Here is a 16286-nt window from a genome sequence, read left to right on the forward strand (position 1 = left end):
TGATGGGGTCGATGGTAACATACATGCCGGTGCCGGCGCCGATGGTATCCATGAGCAGGGTGGGAATATTGAATATCCTGCGGTTGATGACCACCTCGCGCAGCATGACGGGCTCGCCGCTCATGATGAGGCCCACGTCGAAGCTGGTACCGCCCATGTCGGAGCAGACCCAGTTGCCTGTCCCCATCACCTGCTCCAGATAGCGAACCCCGAGCAGACCCCCGATAGGCCCGGAGAAGCACCCTTCATAGATTCGGGGGTAGCGGATATTGGTCACGCCTCCGTGCGCCAGAACTATCTGAAGAGGATACCTGTATCCACTGTCCTGGAGCTTGCGCTCAATCCCAGACAGCTGTTCGCGTCCAGGCTCTGCAGCGCTGGCATGGAGCACGAGCGTGTTGAGTCGCGGTTGCTCCCTGGTAATAGGACAAAGCTGGCAAGAGAGATACACCGGCACCTGCCGACCCCGCTTCTGCATCACCTCCTGGGCTATCTCGGACACCCTCAGCTCATGAATCGGGTTCAGGTATGAATACCACAGGGAGACGGCGATGGCCTCCACCCCCTCATCCAGCAGCTCCTCGACCGCCCTCTCAACCTCATGCTCATAGAGGGGTATGGCCTCCATCGAGAACATATCTATTCGCCCGGTCACCCCCTTAACCAATCTCCGAGGAACCAGGGGCATGTTGTGGTGATGCGTTACGTGATGCAGAACATCCTGATAACCATACCCGGTCCACGTCTGGCGGCTCCGTTCGTGGATGAAGACGTCTTCATCCCCCCGTTGGGTGATAACCCCCACATTTTTACCCGTGGCGGTGAGAAGCACATTCATCATCGAAGTGCCGCAGTAGACGATAGCCTCGACACCGGGAAGTATATTACCCGCCTGCTTCTTGAAATCGATATCCCAGTACTCGAAAGCATCCGTCAGCGACTCCCAAACACCCAGAGATTGATCCTGAGGGGTAGTTGCCGCCTTGCCGATGGTGAAGTTTCCCTCGCTGTCTACCACCATCATGTCAGTCATGGTGCCGCCGGCGTCACTGGCGATTATCTGTACCTGGTGTTCCATGTCGCCTCCTTGCAAGTTCTACAGAAATTGGGGCTTCCAGCATATCCAATCCATCGCACTGTGTCAACAGGTTACGCGTGATAACTTCCCTAATTATGTAACCTTATCGCATTACTACACCACATATTTTTCTAGGCAGGGGCCTCGGTTTATAGGTAGGTTGGAGAAAGCCAATTTGTTATTGCGATCCCCGACAAGTCGGGGCAGCAACACATCTAAGGGCGGGTAGGTGAGAAAAGGTGAGATAGCTTTCTCTGAGGCTGACCGGTCGGGGTCGCAATAACGGCCATACACATGCTTGTTATTGCCCCTCGCCAATTGCACAAGCCCGCAACCAGCCAACCCGCATCCTTTACAGCTTGTTCCTACTGACTTGGATAATTGATAGGCGTGCATTATAATAGCCGTGGAACAAAAATTTCACCTCAAACGTCTATATTTTATGAGAAGAACAGTGTCCTGAAAACGGATATTGCAGGATTGCGAAAAGGGAGGGGAGGGGAGCTTACATATGGAATTCATCATTATAGCGACATTGGGTATACTCGGTGCGGCGCTTATTGCAGGTGGCATCGTCATGTATCGTAAGAGCGAAAGTGCTCACGGCCGGGCATTCGGTGCTGCTGCTATTGCCGCTGGAGTCGTCATGTGGGTCATAATTATAATCGTCACCCCAGCATCCCAGAGTTCAGGGGCTTATGCACTGAGTGTTGTGGCAAACATGGGAAGTGGAGATATTATTAGGGGTTAAGAGAGTGAGGGGTTAAGAATCCTAGGGGCTACCCGAGAATGGGTGGCCCCCTCTTTTTTAATACCCCCATACATTTTACCTTAATGCTGCCTTAGCTATGAAAAGCATGCTAGTCACTCTGTAACTGGCATCCACATGGTCATTGTTGCACGATGAGGCTGTCCACAACCTGCATCCTTGATGCCTGACAGCCTGCACTACGGTATTGACCTGTGTCAAGGCCTCCCCACAATAAACCAAAATATTGTCAGGGTTTTCCCCACACAAAAATATACAGACTTTCCCCACAAAAAATACAGACTTTTTCTACAGACAAATGGCGAATCTTGTGTTACCGTTCATATGAGAGTTTTACCAGAGGCGCTTCCTGCAGATAGCCACAATCACAGCGGGTAAAACTGAGGAGGAAATTGGCGATATGGTGCAACGCTATGTTCCGTTCGTCTTTTTCAAGGTGCATCCTGTCGCTTAGCTGAGCCAAGTAGTTGAAATTACAAAAAGATTATCTGGATAAGCCTATCTAGTTAATCAATTAGGATTCCTTAATGCAGTGACAGCGATATTCGCCCTGCCGGGATAAGGGGGCGGACATTCTGTCATACCTGCTGCGCAGGAGGGTCTTAGGGTGAAAGACGGCGGGAATGTGAGTCAGAAGCGGTAGCATAACCAGCCGCATTGTAGGGGGATACCCGGCAATGGGTGGCCCCTCTGTTTTCGCCAATAGTTGCATTGCTTGAGAACGCCTGTATTAGCATAGTATATAGTGACTGATTGTCTTAGTGTTAGATACACCGGTGAGGGCATTTTTGAACCTGTTGTATTAGAGGGATAGCCAAATCCGAAAGGGAGATAAAGGGTGAACACGGGTACGAAGAAATGGCTTACATCTCTATCAATAGCGGCCGTGCTGACAGCGGCGCTGGCAGTCCCGCTGCTGAGCCTCAATGCCGCACTGGGGGATCCTGGCGACATAGGTGATTTAGTAATAGATAGACTAGAGGTTGACACCGTGGGTGACCAGCCAAGTATGACCTATGTCTCCAATAATATTTACGCCATAGCATATAAAAGTGGCTCAGGTAATCTGACGACGGTTGAGATTGCCACCAATGGCAGCATTACTGATCCCATACTGGCTACCTATAAGTATCAAACTGACGACAAGGATGAGGAGCCCAGTATAGTCCGTGTTTCCGATGATACTATCGCCGTGGCCTACAAAGGAACTGACGATCATGGTTGGCTGGAGACGTTTGCGATAAATCTCACCGCCGGGGCCAGTTTTGGCAATATAACCCCTGTAGATTCTCTGGAGTTTGATGAGGTAAAGTGTAAGAAGTCCAGTATGACCAGTATGACCTATGTTTCCAATAATATTTACGCCATAGCATATGAAAGTAGCTCAGGTAATCTGACGACGGTTGAGATTACCACCAATGGCAGCATAACTTATCCCATACTGGCTACCTATAAGTATCAAACTGACGACAAGGGTGAGGAGCCCAGTATAGTCCGTGTTTCCGATGATACTGTCGCCGTGGCCTACAAAGGAACTGACGATCATGGTTGGCTGGAGACGTTTGCGATAAATCTCACCGCCGGGGCCAGTTTTGGCAATATAACCCCTGTAGATTCTCTGGAGTTTGATGAGGTAAAGTGTAAGAAGCCCAGTATGACCAGTATGACCTATGTTTCCAATGATGTGTACGCCATAGCATATAAAAGTAGCTCAGGTAATCTGACGACGGTTGAGATTGCCACCAATGGCAGCATAACTGACCCCATACTAGCTACCTATAAGTATCAAACTGACGACAAGGGTGACGAGCCCAGTATAGTCCGTGTTTCCGATGATACTGTCGCCGTGGCCTACAAAGGAACTGACAATGCTGGTTTCCTGAAAACGTTTACGATAAATCTCACCGCCGGGGCCAGTTTTGGTAATATAACCTTTGTAGATTTTCTGGAGTTTGATGATTTAAAGGGTGATCAGCCCAGCATGGTCTATGTTGCCAATGGTGTTTACGCCATAGCATATAAAGGTGGCTCAGTTCATTTGGTGACGGTTGAAATCACCACTCCTACTCCGACACCGACACCGACACCAACACCTACTCCAACTCCTACACCCACACCCACGCCTACACCTACACCTACTCCAACACCTACACCCACACCTACACCTACACCTACACCTACTCCTACTCCTACTCCTACGCCCACTACTAGCGCCACGGTAGCCACAGCCACCGTCACGGGCAATGCCACCTTCTCTACAAGCTCGGGCACGATACAGAACCTGAACGCCCATGCTAAGTCAACGCTATCCTGCCCCGCTGAAGGTAATGGGAATCTTCAGTTCCCACATGGCTTCTTCTCATTTAATATTACAGGGCTATCCAACGGCGAGAGCGTAACTGTCACCATAACGCTTCCCTCTGCCGTCCCGGTGGGAACCCAGTACTGGAAGTGCGGCCCAACTCCCGGCGATGCCTCCAATCACTGGTACCAGTTGCCTATGGGTGACGACGATGGGGATAACATTGTCACCATAACGCTGGTAGATAACGGACTGGGCGATGATGTCCTGACCGGGGAAGACGGCGAGATAGTTGATGATGGAGGCCCCGGGGTTCCACCCGTTGGGGGCGAGGTCTACCCGGTGAACAGGGTAGCCATTTTGGCACCGTGGCTTGCTCTTGCGGCGCTGATGGCAGTGGCCTTGGCAGTCTTAGTGATAACGAAGAGAAGACGCATTGCGTAGACTCTCCAACAGTGGATGAGAAGATTACGGGAGGCTACCCGAGAATGGGTGGCCCCTCTCTTATTCTTATATAGTCCACAACATTGACAGCCTAGCTCCCCCAGCCCGCATCCGGCCAACTCGCATCCTTTGCAGCCTGTTCACTCGCACCGCTGCCTTGGAGGATTGACAAGCTCTATTAGTTGTGGTCTAATCCCCATCGAAAATTCCGCAAGAAACACATCCCCGTCGGGGGTTAGTACCGTTTCAATTTCAAACTAGGAGTACGGTAAATAAGGGAGGTTAGTCATGGCTGTTTCAGGAAAGTGTGCCCCCAAATTCGAGCGCGTGCGCGAGGAATTCGAGCGCAACTTCAAGGAGCGGGAAGAGGTCGGGGCCTCTGTGTGTGTTACCTTGGACGGCGAAACTGTTGTAGATATCTGGGGCGGCACGGCTGATGTCGACACCGGCGAGCCATGGAAGGAGGACACGGTCTCGGTCGTCTTCTCCGCCACTAAGGGGGCGACAGCCCTCTGTGCCCATATCCTCGCTTCCCGGGGCCTATTGGATATTGACGCTCCCGTAGTGAAATACTGGCCCGAGTTTGGTAAGGCCGGTAAGGAGAACATCACGGTGAAGATGCTACTCAACCACCAGGCGGGTCTCCCACATGTCCGTAAGCCGTTACCCCAAGGGGCGTACTACAACTGGGACATAATGGTACACGCACTTGAGGAGCAAGAGCCATTCTGGGAGCCTGGTACACGACATGGTTATGAATTCGTGGTGTTTGGGTGGTTGGCCGGTGAGGTGGTGAGGCGTGTATCGGGCAAATCGCTCGGTCGCTTCCTCCAAGACGAAGTGGCAAAACCTCTCGGGCTTGACTTCTGGATCGGCCTGCCAGAGGAGATGGAACCGCGGGTCTCAAAGATCATTATGTTCGACCCTCAGCAAATGCTTGACACACCCTTTATGAGAACTGCCCTGGCAGATCCGAACTCTATCCAGGGCCTAGCGCTATTTAACGACGGTGGCACCTTGACCGTGGACGGCGTTGACTCGCGCGCCATCCATGCAGCTGAGGTCGGAGGGGCTGGCGGTATAACAAATGCTCGTGGACTTGCCGGCATGTATGCTCCACTAGCGTGCGGAGGAAGCCTCAATGGCGTCAATCTGGTGGATCGTGACACCCTTGCGCGGATGTCTACGGTGTCTTCCTCGACTGGCCAAGATATGACACTCCTTATCCCCATGCGATTCTCCCTGGGGTTTATCAAATCACACGATAATAGGAGACAACCTCCGGGCATGCAGGATAGCATGATCCTAAGCGAAGACGCATTCGGCCACCCGGGAGCCGGGGGGTCCATCGGGTTCGCTGACCCACGTGAGAGGATTTCATTCGGCTACATGATGAATAAGATGGGCCCTGGTTTGGGGCTGAATCCCAGGGGACAAAGCCTTGTTGATGCCGTCTATATCTCGCTCGGTTTCAGATCGAACGCGTCCGGTAGTTGGTTGCGGTGAATCTATCCCTATGCCCATAGAAAAAGATAGAACCTCTGAACGAGAAGTCCTATCTATCACACGACTTGGCTCCCCGAGCATGATTCGAACTGTGAACTAGCATAGGTCGTAGTGTTGGGCTACTTCACGACCGCTACCGGCGCCTCCTCACCTTCACAACCACCCTTTCCAATCTTTCAACTACTTCATTCACGCCAAACGCTTCCCCATGTAACCTACCTTAATACCGCCTTAGCTACAAAAAGCATACTAGTCACTTTGTAACTGGCATCCACATGCTTGTTGTTGCATACATGAACCCCAACCTGTGCAGCTACTATTGCCAGGGCGCATCCTTCTATAAAAAGACCGCTCTATTTAGAGATGCCTTGCACTATTCATAAGTGATGGATATAGCGCATATAACCTAGTCATGGCAATTGACGTATGAATGGTAGTAATATAAAATATTAAAGCTTCATATCCCGTAAGTTGTGTCATTGGTTTAATTGAGAAGGGAAACTTCACTATGAATGTTAAAAAAGCCATGATAGTACTAGTTTGTACAGCACTACTCGCAGAGTTACTCCTCTTCGCTTTGATACCTTTTAAGGAACAGATGGCATTAGCAGATACTTGCGAGGCTACGTTCTATTCAAGTGCCTCCGATGGCTATTTATATTACGTAACTGGGGGTTACGATACTGTTCACGATTGTCCTTCAGGAACTGTTCAAAGTTCGGGGCGTTTACTTATAGGACAAGATGCCCCCGGTTCAGCGAAGGCTATTTATCGTGCTGGACTGTTTTTTGACACCAGTTCCTTACCTGACTCTGCCGAAATTACGTCAGCAACTCTATCGCTGTACGGGTATAGCGATGCTAGTAATACCGACTTTAATATTACTGTGGTAGATGGGACTGTGCTTAATGACCCGTTACAGACATCGGATTATGGCAACCTGCTAAGTCAGACTACGAGCGGGGGAGCGTTCAACACATCTGGCTTCTCTATCGTTGCTTATAATGACATTCCGCTAAATACGGTAGGAATAGGGTGGATTTCAAAAACGGGAACAACAAAACTGGGGCTTAGAAGTGAGCGTGATATTACCGATACTGAACCTTTCGGACCAGAGTATGTAACAGTTAATGCCTGTGAACAAGGAGAAGGGTACTGGCCTCGGCTGGTCGTAAGCTATGAATGTACCCCCGTAGGTGGCGACATCTACTCCATAACTAGGCTAGCTGTACTCGCGCCTTGGCTGGGGCTGGCAGCGTTTATGGCAGTAGCTATGGGAGTCATAGTGCTGATGAAGAGGAGGCATGTGGCCTAAAGCTACAGACATTTGTTAACAAATGAAGAGGGGCTACCCGAGAATGGGTAGCCCCTGTATTATATACCCCGTGCAACCTACCGCAATGACGCCTTAGCTACAAAAAGCATGCTAGTCACTCTGTAACTGGCATTCACATGGTCATTGTTGCACAATATGGCGTTTTGTTGCTCCTGCCATTTTGCCCAGTTCTGCTCAAAAACGGGGGTCCCTGAAGTGGAGTCCTCTTGATTCTCCCCGAGTTACGTTGTCGAAATCGCATTTTTAGTCCACTGTAGATACAAAACATTGACTCACTGCTTTCTGATCATGGTGTCATAATCATGACACTTGAGTCTATTATCGTGCTCTGGTCAACCGTAAGTTTTATATCTCAGGATGTAATTTTCTCAAGTATTCTGGCCATAAATTCATCTTTTTCTTCATCCGTCATCCCTACAGAACCCTGTTCGATAAGTTTCGCAACCATATCCAGTACAAATTCAACACGCTCTTCTTTTGGAACATTGGGAAGCATCATATTTAGACAATGGGGCATCATCTGAGTCATCATATTTGGCATTATTGGCATTCCTTTCTCCTTACCGCTTCCCATCATCTGCGACATCATTCCCATCATACCGCCAGCACTTTCATCTCCACCCATCATATCCATCATCATTCTAGGCATCATCTGCTCCATCATCCTCTGCTTGTCCTCTGCCGTCATATCGGCGAAAAACTTTTCCATCATCTTTACCATCATATCCTGTTTTTCTTCCTTACTCATACTCCCAATCATCGCTTCCATCATTTCGTCCATCGTGCCCATTTTCTCTCCTCCTTTTACCTTTTTATTCTTATGGATGACTTTACACCTGAATTGTATTTTTCAAACTTCTCCCCGCTATATAGAACTGTATTTACTTGATTAATAGCAGCTTTGCATGTACACTCGGCCTCCATTTATTTCTCCAGTATTGTCTCAATATCTCTGTAAGCACGCGATATGACTTCTCGAATACTCCGCATCTTTTCCGTGTCTATACCGCGAAAACGTTGCCCAACCAGACGTCCAAGCCGCCCGATTTCGGCCATAGTCTCGCGTATCTCTGCAGTATTCTCCGAACTCCAGCAATCTCTCATTTGCCTCTTTATACCTTCAGCGAACTGCCCGTGTTCCATTAGGAAAGCGCGACCTTCATCTGTTATCGTGTAGATTTTTTTCCCATCCATTTGGGCGGCAGAAATGTACCCCATTTCCTCAAGTAGTTGAAGCGTGGGGTATACGGCCCCGGGGCTGGGTGTGTAGAAACCGTGAGAGCGCTCTTCTAATATCCGGATCACCTCATAGCCATATCGAGGCTTATCTTTTATTAGGTCAAGGATGACATACTTCAAGTCTCCCTTCTGAAATGGGCTTTCAAAACAAGGTCTTTGGAATCTTCTATGCATATTGAACATTGCCAACTCCTTAATTGGTCATTCCTATATATCGAGTTATATCCCGATATATCGGGATATATCATAACATAGGGTATCAGTTTTGTCAAGGGGCTAATCATTGTGATTTTATGAAGTCATGGTGTCATGGTAGCGCAGGAAGTGGAGGAAGGGCATTTGGAGTCCGAAAAGTTCGGCGGGAATTTGAAATTTACCAATTGTAGGCCAGATTAGAAAATAGAGGGGCTACCCGAGAATGGGTGGCCCCTTATCTTGCCAGCATAACCGCACACTCCAATGCTGTAATTACATCATGAACCCCCACCTATTGACAACAGCCTCTCAGTCGTCTAGGATGTCCCCACCAGTAATCGGCTTGTAATCTTCAAAGCTGAATAAACATGAAATGCCCGAAATGCCAGTTTGAGAATCCCGAGGAGTCGAAGCCTTATGGAGGATAGGATACTTATTGCATATGCAAGTAAATATGGGTCAACTGCCGAAATTGCTGAATACATCGGTCAGGTTCTTCGCAATATGGGTATTGAAGTCGATGTTCGCAATGTGAATGCAGTAAATGATATCTCACAATATAAAAATATCATCATCGGCAGCGCCACCAGGATGGACAAGTTGCTTTCAGAAGCAGTGAAATTTGCCACGAAGAATGAGTCTAATCTCCGTCGAATGAAGACGGCCTATTTCATCGTGGGCGTTACTATGAAACAAAACACTCCAGAGAATAGGGAGAAGGTCAAAGGATTCCTGGAGCCGCTTTACCGCATACGTGAGCCAGTTAGTATTGGGCTATTTGCTGGTAAGATTGACTATAGCAAGGTGGGATTTTCTTGGAAGGTGATGGCTAAACTAGACAAATCAGGTCTAATGGAGGAAGGTGACTTTCGAAACTGGGATACTATTAGCAAATGGGCTAATGAAATAGCTCCTGCATTAACAGATAATTCGACCAACTAAACGGTCTCCGAATAGCATTGGTCACGTTGACCTGCACCCAAAATCGGTCCAGGTAAAATGTTAGAGTTGGATCGATTTGAGGCGCTACTCAGGACGCAACAGGTGCTGGAGAGGGTGGAAGGGTAAGCTAGGAGGTGAAAAGAAATGACTGAACTAAGTGAAAAGGCACTCTATTGCAGGGATAAATGTCCCATCTGCTCTAGGGCAAAACGTGGTAACAAGGTATTGAAGGCAATAGCTTCCATTGACAGGCTATTTTGCCCTCACTGCAAGGCCTATGAGCGGGAAACGGGCAAGAAATGCACAGATAGTATAGAATAGCCTGGCATATTGTAGTTATTTAGGGCTACCCGATAAAGGGTGGCCCCCTCTTTTTTAATACCCCCATACATTTTACCTTAATGCTGCCTTAGCTATGAAAAGCATACTGGTCACTTTGTGACAGGCAACCACAAAGGTGATATATCACTGATGTGCCGGACTAGTATAAAATTGACACGGAGTGTTAAAGCTAGCTATAATCCTACAAGATAAACTATCGAAAGGACGGGCAGCATGAGCGAGGTTGATATTAATATCCTGGGCCTCTCGGCAACACCGGTTAAGGACGGCAACTGCGACACATTTGTGAAAGAAAGCCTCAAGGGAGCCAGGGAGCTGGAGGGTGAAATCGGTAAAGTGAAGACCGAGTTCGTCACGCTGGCAGGTAAAAAGATCGCCATGTGCCAAAATTGTCAGTGGTGCATCGAGAATAAGGCACCATGTAAGGTAAAGGATGATGCCCAGGGGATATTCGATAAGATTGTCGCCGCCGACGGCATTATCTTCGGCGCACCGACGTGGGGGCTGACCCTGTCTCCCCCGCTCACTGTCCTTTGGTCCAGGGTTAGATACTACGCCATCTTTACCCAGCTAATGAATAACAAGGTTACCGGCTACCTGACCGTGGGATTTTTCGGCCTAGGCTTCGATGCCTGCCTGGACCAGATGGAGAACCTGGTGAAGAGGATGATGATACCCGTGGCCAGGGGCTGGGGTGTTACCAGTACGATCTTTTCTGGAGATAGGCCGAGATACCTCAAGAATGGGGTGCGCGACGACAGAAGGGGAATGCTCATGGCGAAACAGGTGGGGATACGGGTAGTGGAGGTGACCCGCATGATAAAATACGCTACCCAGCACGGCATAGTGCTTCCCGATGAATATAAGACCACCGTCTTCGGCGGGCACTGGGAGAAAGGGAAGGAGAAGGTTTATATCGACGGTGTGTGGAGGGATAAGGGTAGTGGGGGATAAACCTCACCGAAAGGCAAGCGCCGCGGAAGCGATCGCAGCGGTAAAACCGGGCGATATGGTATTTATCGAGGGAACCTGCGGCGAGCCGCGCACGCTGGTAGATGCCCTGGTTGAGGATAGGGAGAGGCTCAAGGGCACTCATCTGCTAGACAGCAGGGTTATCCCCGGCTCCCCGTATGCCGGCTTCACCGATTTTTTTCATATCGTAACCATGCATGTGAGCCCCGACCTGAGGAAAGGTGTCGAGGACGGCACCATCGATTTCCTGCCGGTCAGCCTGACCCAGACCCCCTCCCTGTTTACCACAACCGTGCCCCTGGATGTTGCCCTGGTGCATGTCTCCCCGCCTGATGAGAATGGCTACTTGAGCTTCGGGGCTGTTCCCGGCTTCAACCGCGATGCAGCGCTTGCTGCCCGCACTGCCATCGCACAGGTGAACGAGCAGATGCCGTATACCTACGGCGATAGCCTCATACACGTAAGCGATCTCGACTACCTGGTAGAGGTCTCCCGCCCAGTCCAGCCCTGGCCCGAACCCAAAATAGGCGCTGAGGAGGAGGCGGTGGCGAGGGTGGTGAGCCAGCGCATATCTGACGGGGACACGCTTTGTATCGGCGTGGGCGCCATACCTGAAGCCCTGGTCAGAATGCTCGGTGACCGGCGCCATCTTGGCATCCACACCGGAATGATAAGCGATAGCACCGTTGACCTCATGGATAGCGGCGTGGTGACCAACGAGCGCAAGGCAATCGACAGGGGTAAAACAGTGAGCGGCGCCGCCGCCGGCACCGATAAGCTCTTCCGCTTCATCCACAAAAACCCGCAGGTTGAGATGCACCCCTATACCTATACCCACGACGCCAATATTATTCGCCAGTTCGATAATTTCATAACCATAGTCTCCGCGATCGAGGTCGACCTCAGCGGACAGGTTAATGCCGAAACTATCAGGGGCAGGCAGATTAGCGCCGTGGGGGGACAGGCGGAGTGGCTGAGGGGGGCGGCGGTAGCTCCCGGCGGTAGGTCGATCATTGCATTTACCTCATCGATACAGGGTAAGTCTTGCCGCCACTCCCGCATCATCCCACAGCTTCAGGAGGGCACCATCACCAGCGTGCCGCGCTATGATGTTGACTGTGTGGCAACCGAATATGGCATCGCCGAGCTTAGGGGCAGGACCATGGCCCAGCGTGCCCAGGCCCTTACCTCCATCGCCCATCCTGACTTCCGGAACGAATTGGAAAAGGCGAGGCACCATATAGACTAAGCCTCTCCAGGCCGCTCCACCGCCGCCAGCGAGGTCACTGCAGCGATACACGCCACTATGGCGCCGGCTATGAACGCCCAGCGCACGCCAGCGAGGAACTCCTCCACCTCCGCGCTGGCAAGTGGGCCTATCTGACCGGAGGCCGCCACCGGAGCCAGGTTATACAGCACCGCACCGGCAAGAGCTATCCCAAGAACCATTCCTACATTACGCATCGCGGCCAGCATTCCCGATGCAACGCCCAGGTGAATGACCGGCACACTGCCCATGATGGCGCTGTTATTGGGGCTCTGGAACATCCCTCCTCCCACACCGCAGATGACAAGCCGCCAGATGACATCGATGCTGCTGGAGGTGGCACCCAGGCCGCTCAGTAAGAACAGACCTACGGCGCAGATGATCATGCCGCAGAAGGCCAGGCCCCGGCTGCCGATACGGTCGGAGAGCGCACCGGCCGCGGGCGCCACGAACAGGGTGGCGACGGGTGATGCGGCCATAACCAGCCCCACTTTGAGGATACTATAATGCAACACGAAGGTCAGGTAGAAGGGTGTCAGGAAAACTACCGCGTAGATCGCCACGAAGTTGAGAAGGGCGCTCAGGCTGGCAAAGCCGAACACACGGCTTCTGAACAGCGCCAGGTTGAGCATCGGCTGTTTCACCCTCCGCTCCAGCCAGATAAAGGCCACGCCGGAGATGAGCGCTACCATGAGCAGGCTAATAGAGGCAGGGGACAGCCACCCCCAGTCCTGACCTCTATTGGTATAGAGAAGCAGGCTGAGCAGAAAGACGAAGGCGGCCAGGACCCCGTACCAGTCGAGATGCTGCCCGGGCTTGGTGACCCCCTGAGGTATGACCCGGTAGCACCACAATAGGGCGACTACACCGATGGGAACGTTGATTATAAAGACGTAGCGCCAGCTGAGATGCTCGGCGACAGCGCCGCCAATAGTCGGCCCCAGGCCCAGGGCCGCAGCGATGCTAATAGCGTAGATGCCCAGGGCCTTTCCCCGCTCGGTAGGCGGGAAGGCCGAGGTGATGATAGCCATGCCCACAGCCATAATCATGCCCGCTGAAAGTCCCTGCAGTGCCCTGAACGCTATTAACATCCAGATGCTCTGTGAGAGACCGCACAGTAGAGAGGTGACGGTGAAGCCAGCCAGGCCGTAGAGGAAAATCCTCCTGTATCCGAATATGTCCCCCAGCCGGCCGTAGAACAGGATGAGGCAGCTAATGGTCAGCAGGTAAACCGTCGGCACCCACTGTGCTATAGAGACATCGGTATGGAAGTATTGGGTAATGGCGGGGAGAACGGTATTGACTATGCTGGCATCCAGGGGGCCCATGAAACTGCCCAGCATCACGGCAGCCAGGACTAGCCACTTGGTTTCGATTTTCCTCGACGGTGTGTTGTTATGGGCCATGTTTATCCCCGAAAAGCGCTAATCCTTCGGCTAAAGTAAGCAGGGGCGCGCGTGGCACCCCTGCTCCTATGGCAACGCATCTCAGGTCTATTTTTTCTTCTTTTTCTCAGCACCTTCCGCGCGCCAGGCCTGGTCACCGTAACGCTTGTCTCTAGCTGAATACATGCCCGTGCGCCCCTTGTCCTTCATCTCCCGCATCAGGTTAAACTCTCCAGGCCCAAACTTTAGATTGCTCATCAGGGTGTGGGAAATGCTGGCCAGGTCGTAGCCGGCGGAAAGCCCCATTATGTCCATCGCCAACTGGAACTCTTTCTTGCCCATCACGATACCGTCAAGGGGCCGGCCGGCTATTTTCTCAGCTATCTCAGCAACTTCCTCTTCCAGTTTACTGAGGGGCACCACCCTGTTAACCAGACCAAATTCGTGTGCTTTGCTGGCGGTGAGCGGGTCTCCCAGAAGCATCATCTCCTTTACCCTGCGCCACCCGATCATGAGTACATAAAGGGGAATCGGGCCCTCGATGCCGAGATAGGTGTAGCCGGGGTGGGTAAAAAGCGCATCCTCGCTGGCGATGGCCAGGTCACAGGCACACATCATCTCGAAATGGCCTCCGTAGCAGTAGCCGTGCACCTGGGCAATGGTCACCTTATCACAGGTGAGTATCTTCTGCAGGATGCCCCTCCGCCCCCACCACTCATCCACCCCCCAGTACCTCCTCCTCTGCGGGGGACGCTTATCCTCACTGAAGCCACGCCGCGAGCGCACCGCATCGATATCATACCCCGCCCCGAACGCCCGCCCCGACCCTTTCATGACTACCACCGCCACATTATCGTCCCTATCTGCCTCGTATAACCTGGAGATAACCTCCTCCAGATCGTCCATCGGCACCAGGGCATGCAGCTTCTCCGGTCGATTAAAGGTAAGCGTTGCAATCCTCTTCTCCTTATCAACCTCGTAGAGACAGTAACTCAATCCTTCCTCCTTACTAAAATATTAATATTAGGGCCAGAATAACCTCTGTGCTGCTTTTCTCAGCTCGCCGCGAAAGTCGGGATGGGCCACATTTATTAGTTCCTCTGCCTTCTGCCGCACGCTTCTGCCCCGCAAATGCGCCACCCCGTATTCGGTTACCACCAGGTCGATGCAGTTCTTGTGCAGGGTGACGGTGGTACCCTCCGGCAGCGCTGGCATGATGCGGGATATCGTCCCGTTCTCCGCGGTAGAGGGCAGCACCGTGATAGCGCGCCCTCCCCTGGACAGGAGCGCCCCGAGCTGAAATGGCACCTGCCCCCCGGCTCCGCTCAGCAACCGAGCACCCAGGCTTTCCGCCGTCGGCTGCCCCAGAAGGTCGATGGCCAGTGCCTGATTTATCGTTACCATGTTATCGATGGAAGCGATCACCCTGATATCTTCCAGCCAGTCGACGTCTACCAGCTCAAACAGGGGGTTCATATCGACCCACTGCACCTCCTCCCTAGTGTCCCCGCCCACCGAAGTGACCACCACCTTTCCCGGGCGAACATTCTTATGTTTACCCGTAATCACCCCTTCCCGAACCAGTCGGATTATCCCGGGGACCGTGGCCTCTGAGTGATACCCGATATCGCTTTTGCCGTCCAGTATGCCCAACTGAATCAGAGGCTCATTAGCTCGGCCGACGCCTATCTGCAAGCAGTCGCCATCCCTTATGATGGAGCCGACGTGCCCGGCAATTTCCCTTTGCGCCCAGTCGGGTTCCTTTTTGGCCTTCTTGCCCAACAGGCTCCCACCGCCGGGGCGCTCCCCGGAAGAGATATGCTCCACAAAATAGTCTATCTCCGAGACATGGATATAATTATCGCCGTAGGTTCGGATCAGACGGGGATTCACCTCCGCTATCACCTTTTTTGCCTCTTTGACCTGGGTTTTCTTATTCCATAATGACTGGCCAAAGCTGCAAAAGCCCGCATCATCCGGGGTCGAAACCTCGGTGAGCAGCACATCGAGACCCTGCTTGAAAAATTCCAGGTCGAAGGGGAAAAGGGAGCCGAAAGCGATATCACACCTCCGCTCCTCGACCATCTCCTGGTTCACCCCCAGCGGAAAGGAAACGGTGATACTGAATGAATCCTCCCAGCCCGGGTCATACCAGCCGAAATCATAACCCGGGGTGGGGACATAAACCTGCACCCCCTTAAGCTCTCCTAGACGAGCAGCGATGGCCAGACCTACCGCATGGGCCTCTCTGCCGGTGGTAAAGCCAATCCGGTCTCCGGATTTTACCAGCCCTGCAGCCTCCTCGGCAGGAACCATCCTCCTCTCATACTCCTCCCGCCAGTCCTTCATCTATAGACCCACCTCCTTATTTCGCGTTGAAACGCCCAGTTATCCCGTTAGTCAGGGGGGGTTATTAATCTTTATGGCGCGTCGATGGTAACTGATGACGCCTAATTATATCACTCCCAGAAGCAATCGTAAACTAAGTGTACTCGCCCAGTACATTACA

General features: G+C 51.9%; 14 protein-coding genes. 8 read left to right on the plus strand and 6 right to left on the minus strand.

Features of this window, described 5'->3' with window-relative positions; genetic code table 11:
• On the minus strand, window positions 1–1078 hold a 1078-nt coding region (locus tag VMX96_10190), incomplete at its 3' end, for a hydantoinase/oxoprolinase family protein (protein ID HUU64267.1).
• 511 nt (window positions 1079–1589) lie between these two features.
• Between VMX96_10190 and VMX96_10195 the strand changes: the two genes are divergently transcribed.
• The 4 genes from VMX96_10195 to VMX96_10210 all read left to right on the plus strand — a co-directional run bounded on the left by VMX96_10195 (window position 1590) and on the right by VMX96_10210 (window position 7414).
• Entirely contained in the window at window positions 1590–1829 is a 240-nt protein-coding gene (locus VMX96_10195; GenBank protein ID HUU64268.1) for a hypothetical protein, read from the plus strand.
• A gap of 856 nt (window positions 1830–2685) precedes the next feature.
• Entirely contained in the window at window positions 2686–4593 is a 1908-nt protein-coding gene (locus VMX96_10200) for a choice-of-anchor U domain-containing protein (protein ID HUU64269.1), read from the plus strand.
• A gap of 288 nt (window positions 4594–4881) precedes the next feature.
• Window positions 4882–6099 carry a serine hydrolase domain-containing protein gene (locus VMX96_10205; GenBank protein ID HUU64270.1) on the plus strand — a complete coding sequence of 406 codons (1218 nt, stop codon included), beginning with the start codon at window positions 4882–4884 and terminating at the stop codon, window positions 6097–6099.
• 508 nt (window positions 6100–6607) lie between these two features.
• Window positions 6608–7414: a hypothetical protein gene (locus VMX96_10210; protein HUU64271.1), complete on the plus strand. Its 807-nt coding sequence runs from the start codon at window positions 6608–6610 to the stop codon at window positions 7412–7414.
• A gap of 373 nt (window positions 7415–7787) precedes the next feature.
• On the opposite strand, the gene VMX96_10215 is transcribed toward VMX96_10210, so the two are convergent.
• Both VMX96_10215 and VMX96_10220 read right to left on the minus strand, forming a co-directional pair.
• Window positions 7788–8225 (minus strand): hypothetical protein, encoded by a 438-nt coding sequence (locus VMX96_10215; GenBank protein HUU64272.1) that lies wholly within the window; start codon window positions 8223–8225, stop codon window positions 7788–7790.
• 134 nt (window positions 8226–8359) lie between these two features.
• Window positions 8360–8794, minus strand: coding sequence for a PadR family transcriptional regulator (locus VMX96_10220; GenBank protein ID HUU64273.1), 435 nt, complete (start codon window positions 8792–8794; stop codon window positions 8360–8362).
• Between the two features lie 492 nt (window positions 8795–9286).
• On the opposite strand from VMX96_10220, the gene VMX96_10225 reads away from it, so the two are divergent.
• From VMX96_10225 to VMX96_10240, 4 genes are all read left to right on the plus strand, one after another.
• Window positions 9287–9811, plus strand: coding sequence for a flavodoxin domain-containing protein (locus VMX96_10225; protein ID HUU64274.1), 525 nt, complete (start codon window positions 9287–9289; stop codon window positions 9809–9811).
• A gap of 144 nt (window positions 9812–9955) precedes the next feature.
• Window positions 9956–10132, plus strand: a complete 177-nt coding sequence (locus VMX96_10230) for a hypothetical protein (protein ID HUU64275.1) — start codon at window positions 9956–9958, stop codon at window positions 10130–10132.
• A 234-nt stretch (window positions 10133–10366) separates the two neighbouring features.
• Complete coding sequence (locus VMX96_10235) at window positions 10367–11107, plus strand: flavodoxin family protein (protein HUU64276.1); 741 nt, start codon at window positions 10367–10369, stop codon at window positions 11105–11107.
• Window positions 11097–12374, plus strand: a complete 1278-nt coding sequence (locus VMX96_10240) for an acetyl-CoA hydrolase/transferase C-terminal domain-containing protein (GenBank protein ID HUU64277.1) — start codon at window positions 11097–11099, stop codon at window positions 12372–12374. The genes VMX96_10235 and VMX96_10240 overlap by 11 nt, the downstream gene beginning before the upstream one ends.
• Here the strand turns inward: VMX96_10240 and VMX96_10245 are convergent.
• The 3 genes from VMX96_10245 to VMX96_10255 all read right to left on the minus strand — a co-directional run bounded on the left by VMX96_10245 (window position 12371) and on the right by VMX96_10255 (window position 16126).
• Window positions 12371–13798 carry an MFS transporter gene (locus tag VMX96_10245; protein ID HUU64278.1) on the minus strand — a complete coding sequence of 476 codons (1428 nt, stop codon included), beginning with the start codon at window positions 13796–13798 and terminating at the stop codon, window positions 12371–12373. The genes VMX96_10240 and VMX96_10245 overlap by 4 nt on opposite strands.
• Before the next feature lie 87 nt (window positions 13799–13885).
• Window positions 13886–14773: an enoyl-CoA hydratase/isomerase family protein gene (locus VMX96_10250; GenBank protein HUU64279.1), complete on the minus strand. Its 888-nt coding sequence runs from the start codon at window positions 14771–14773 to the stop codon at window positions 13886–13888.
• A gap of 27 nt (window positions 14774–14800) precedes the next feature.
• On the minus strand, window positions 14801–16126 hold the full coding sequence (locus VMX96_10255) for an acetyl-CoA hydrolase/transferase C-terminal domain-containing protein (GenBank protein HUU64280.1): 1326 nt from the start codon (window positions 16124–16126) through the stop codon (window positions 14801–14803).
• Window positions 16127–16286: the final 160 nt, after the last annotated feature.

This window comes from Dehalococcoidia bacterium (assembly GCA_035528575.1).
Taxonomy (GTDB): Bacteria; Chloroflexota; Dehalococcoidia; order E44-bin15; family E44-bin15; genus DATKYK01.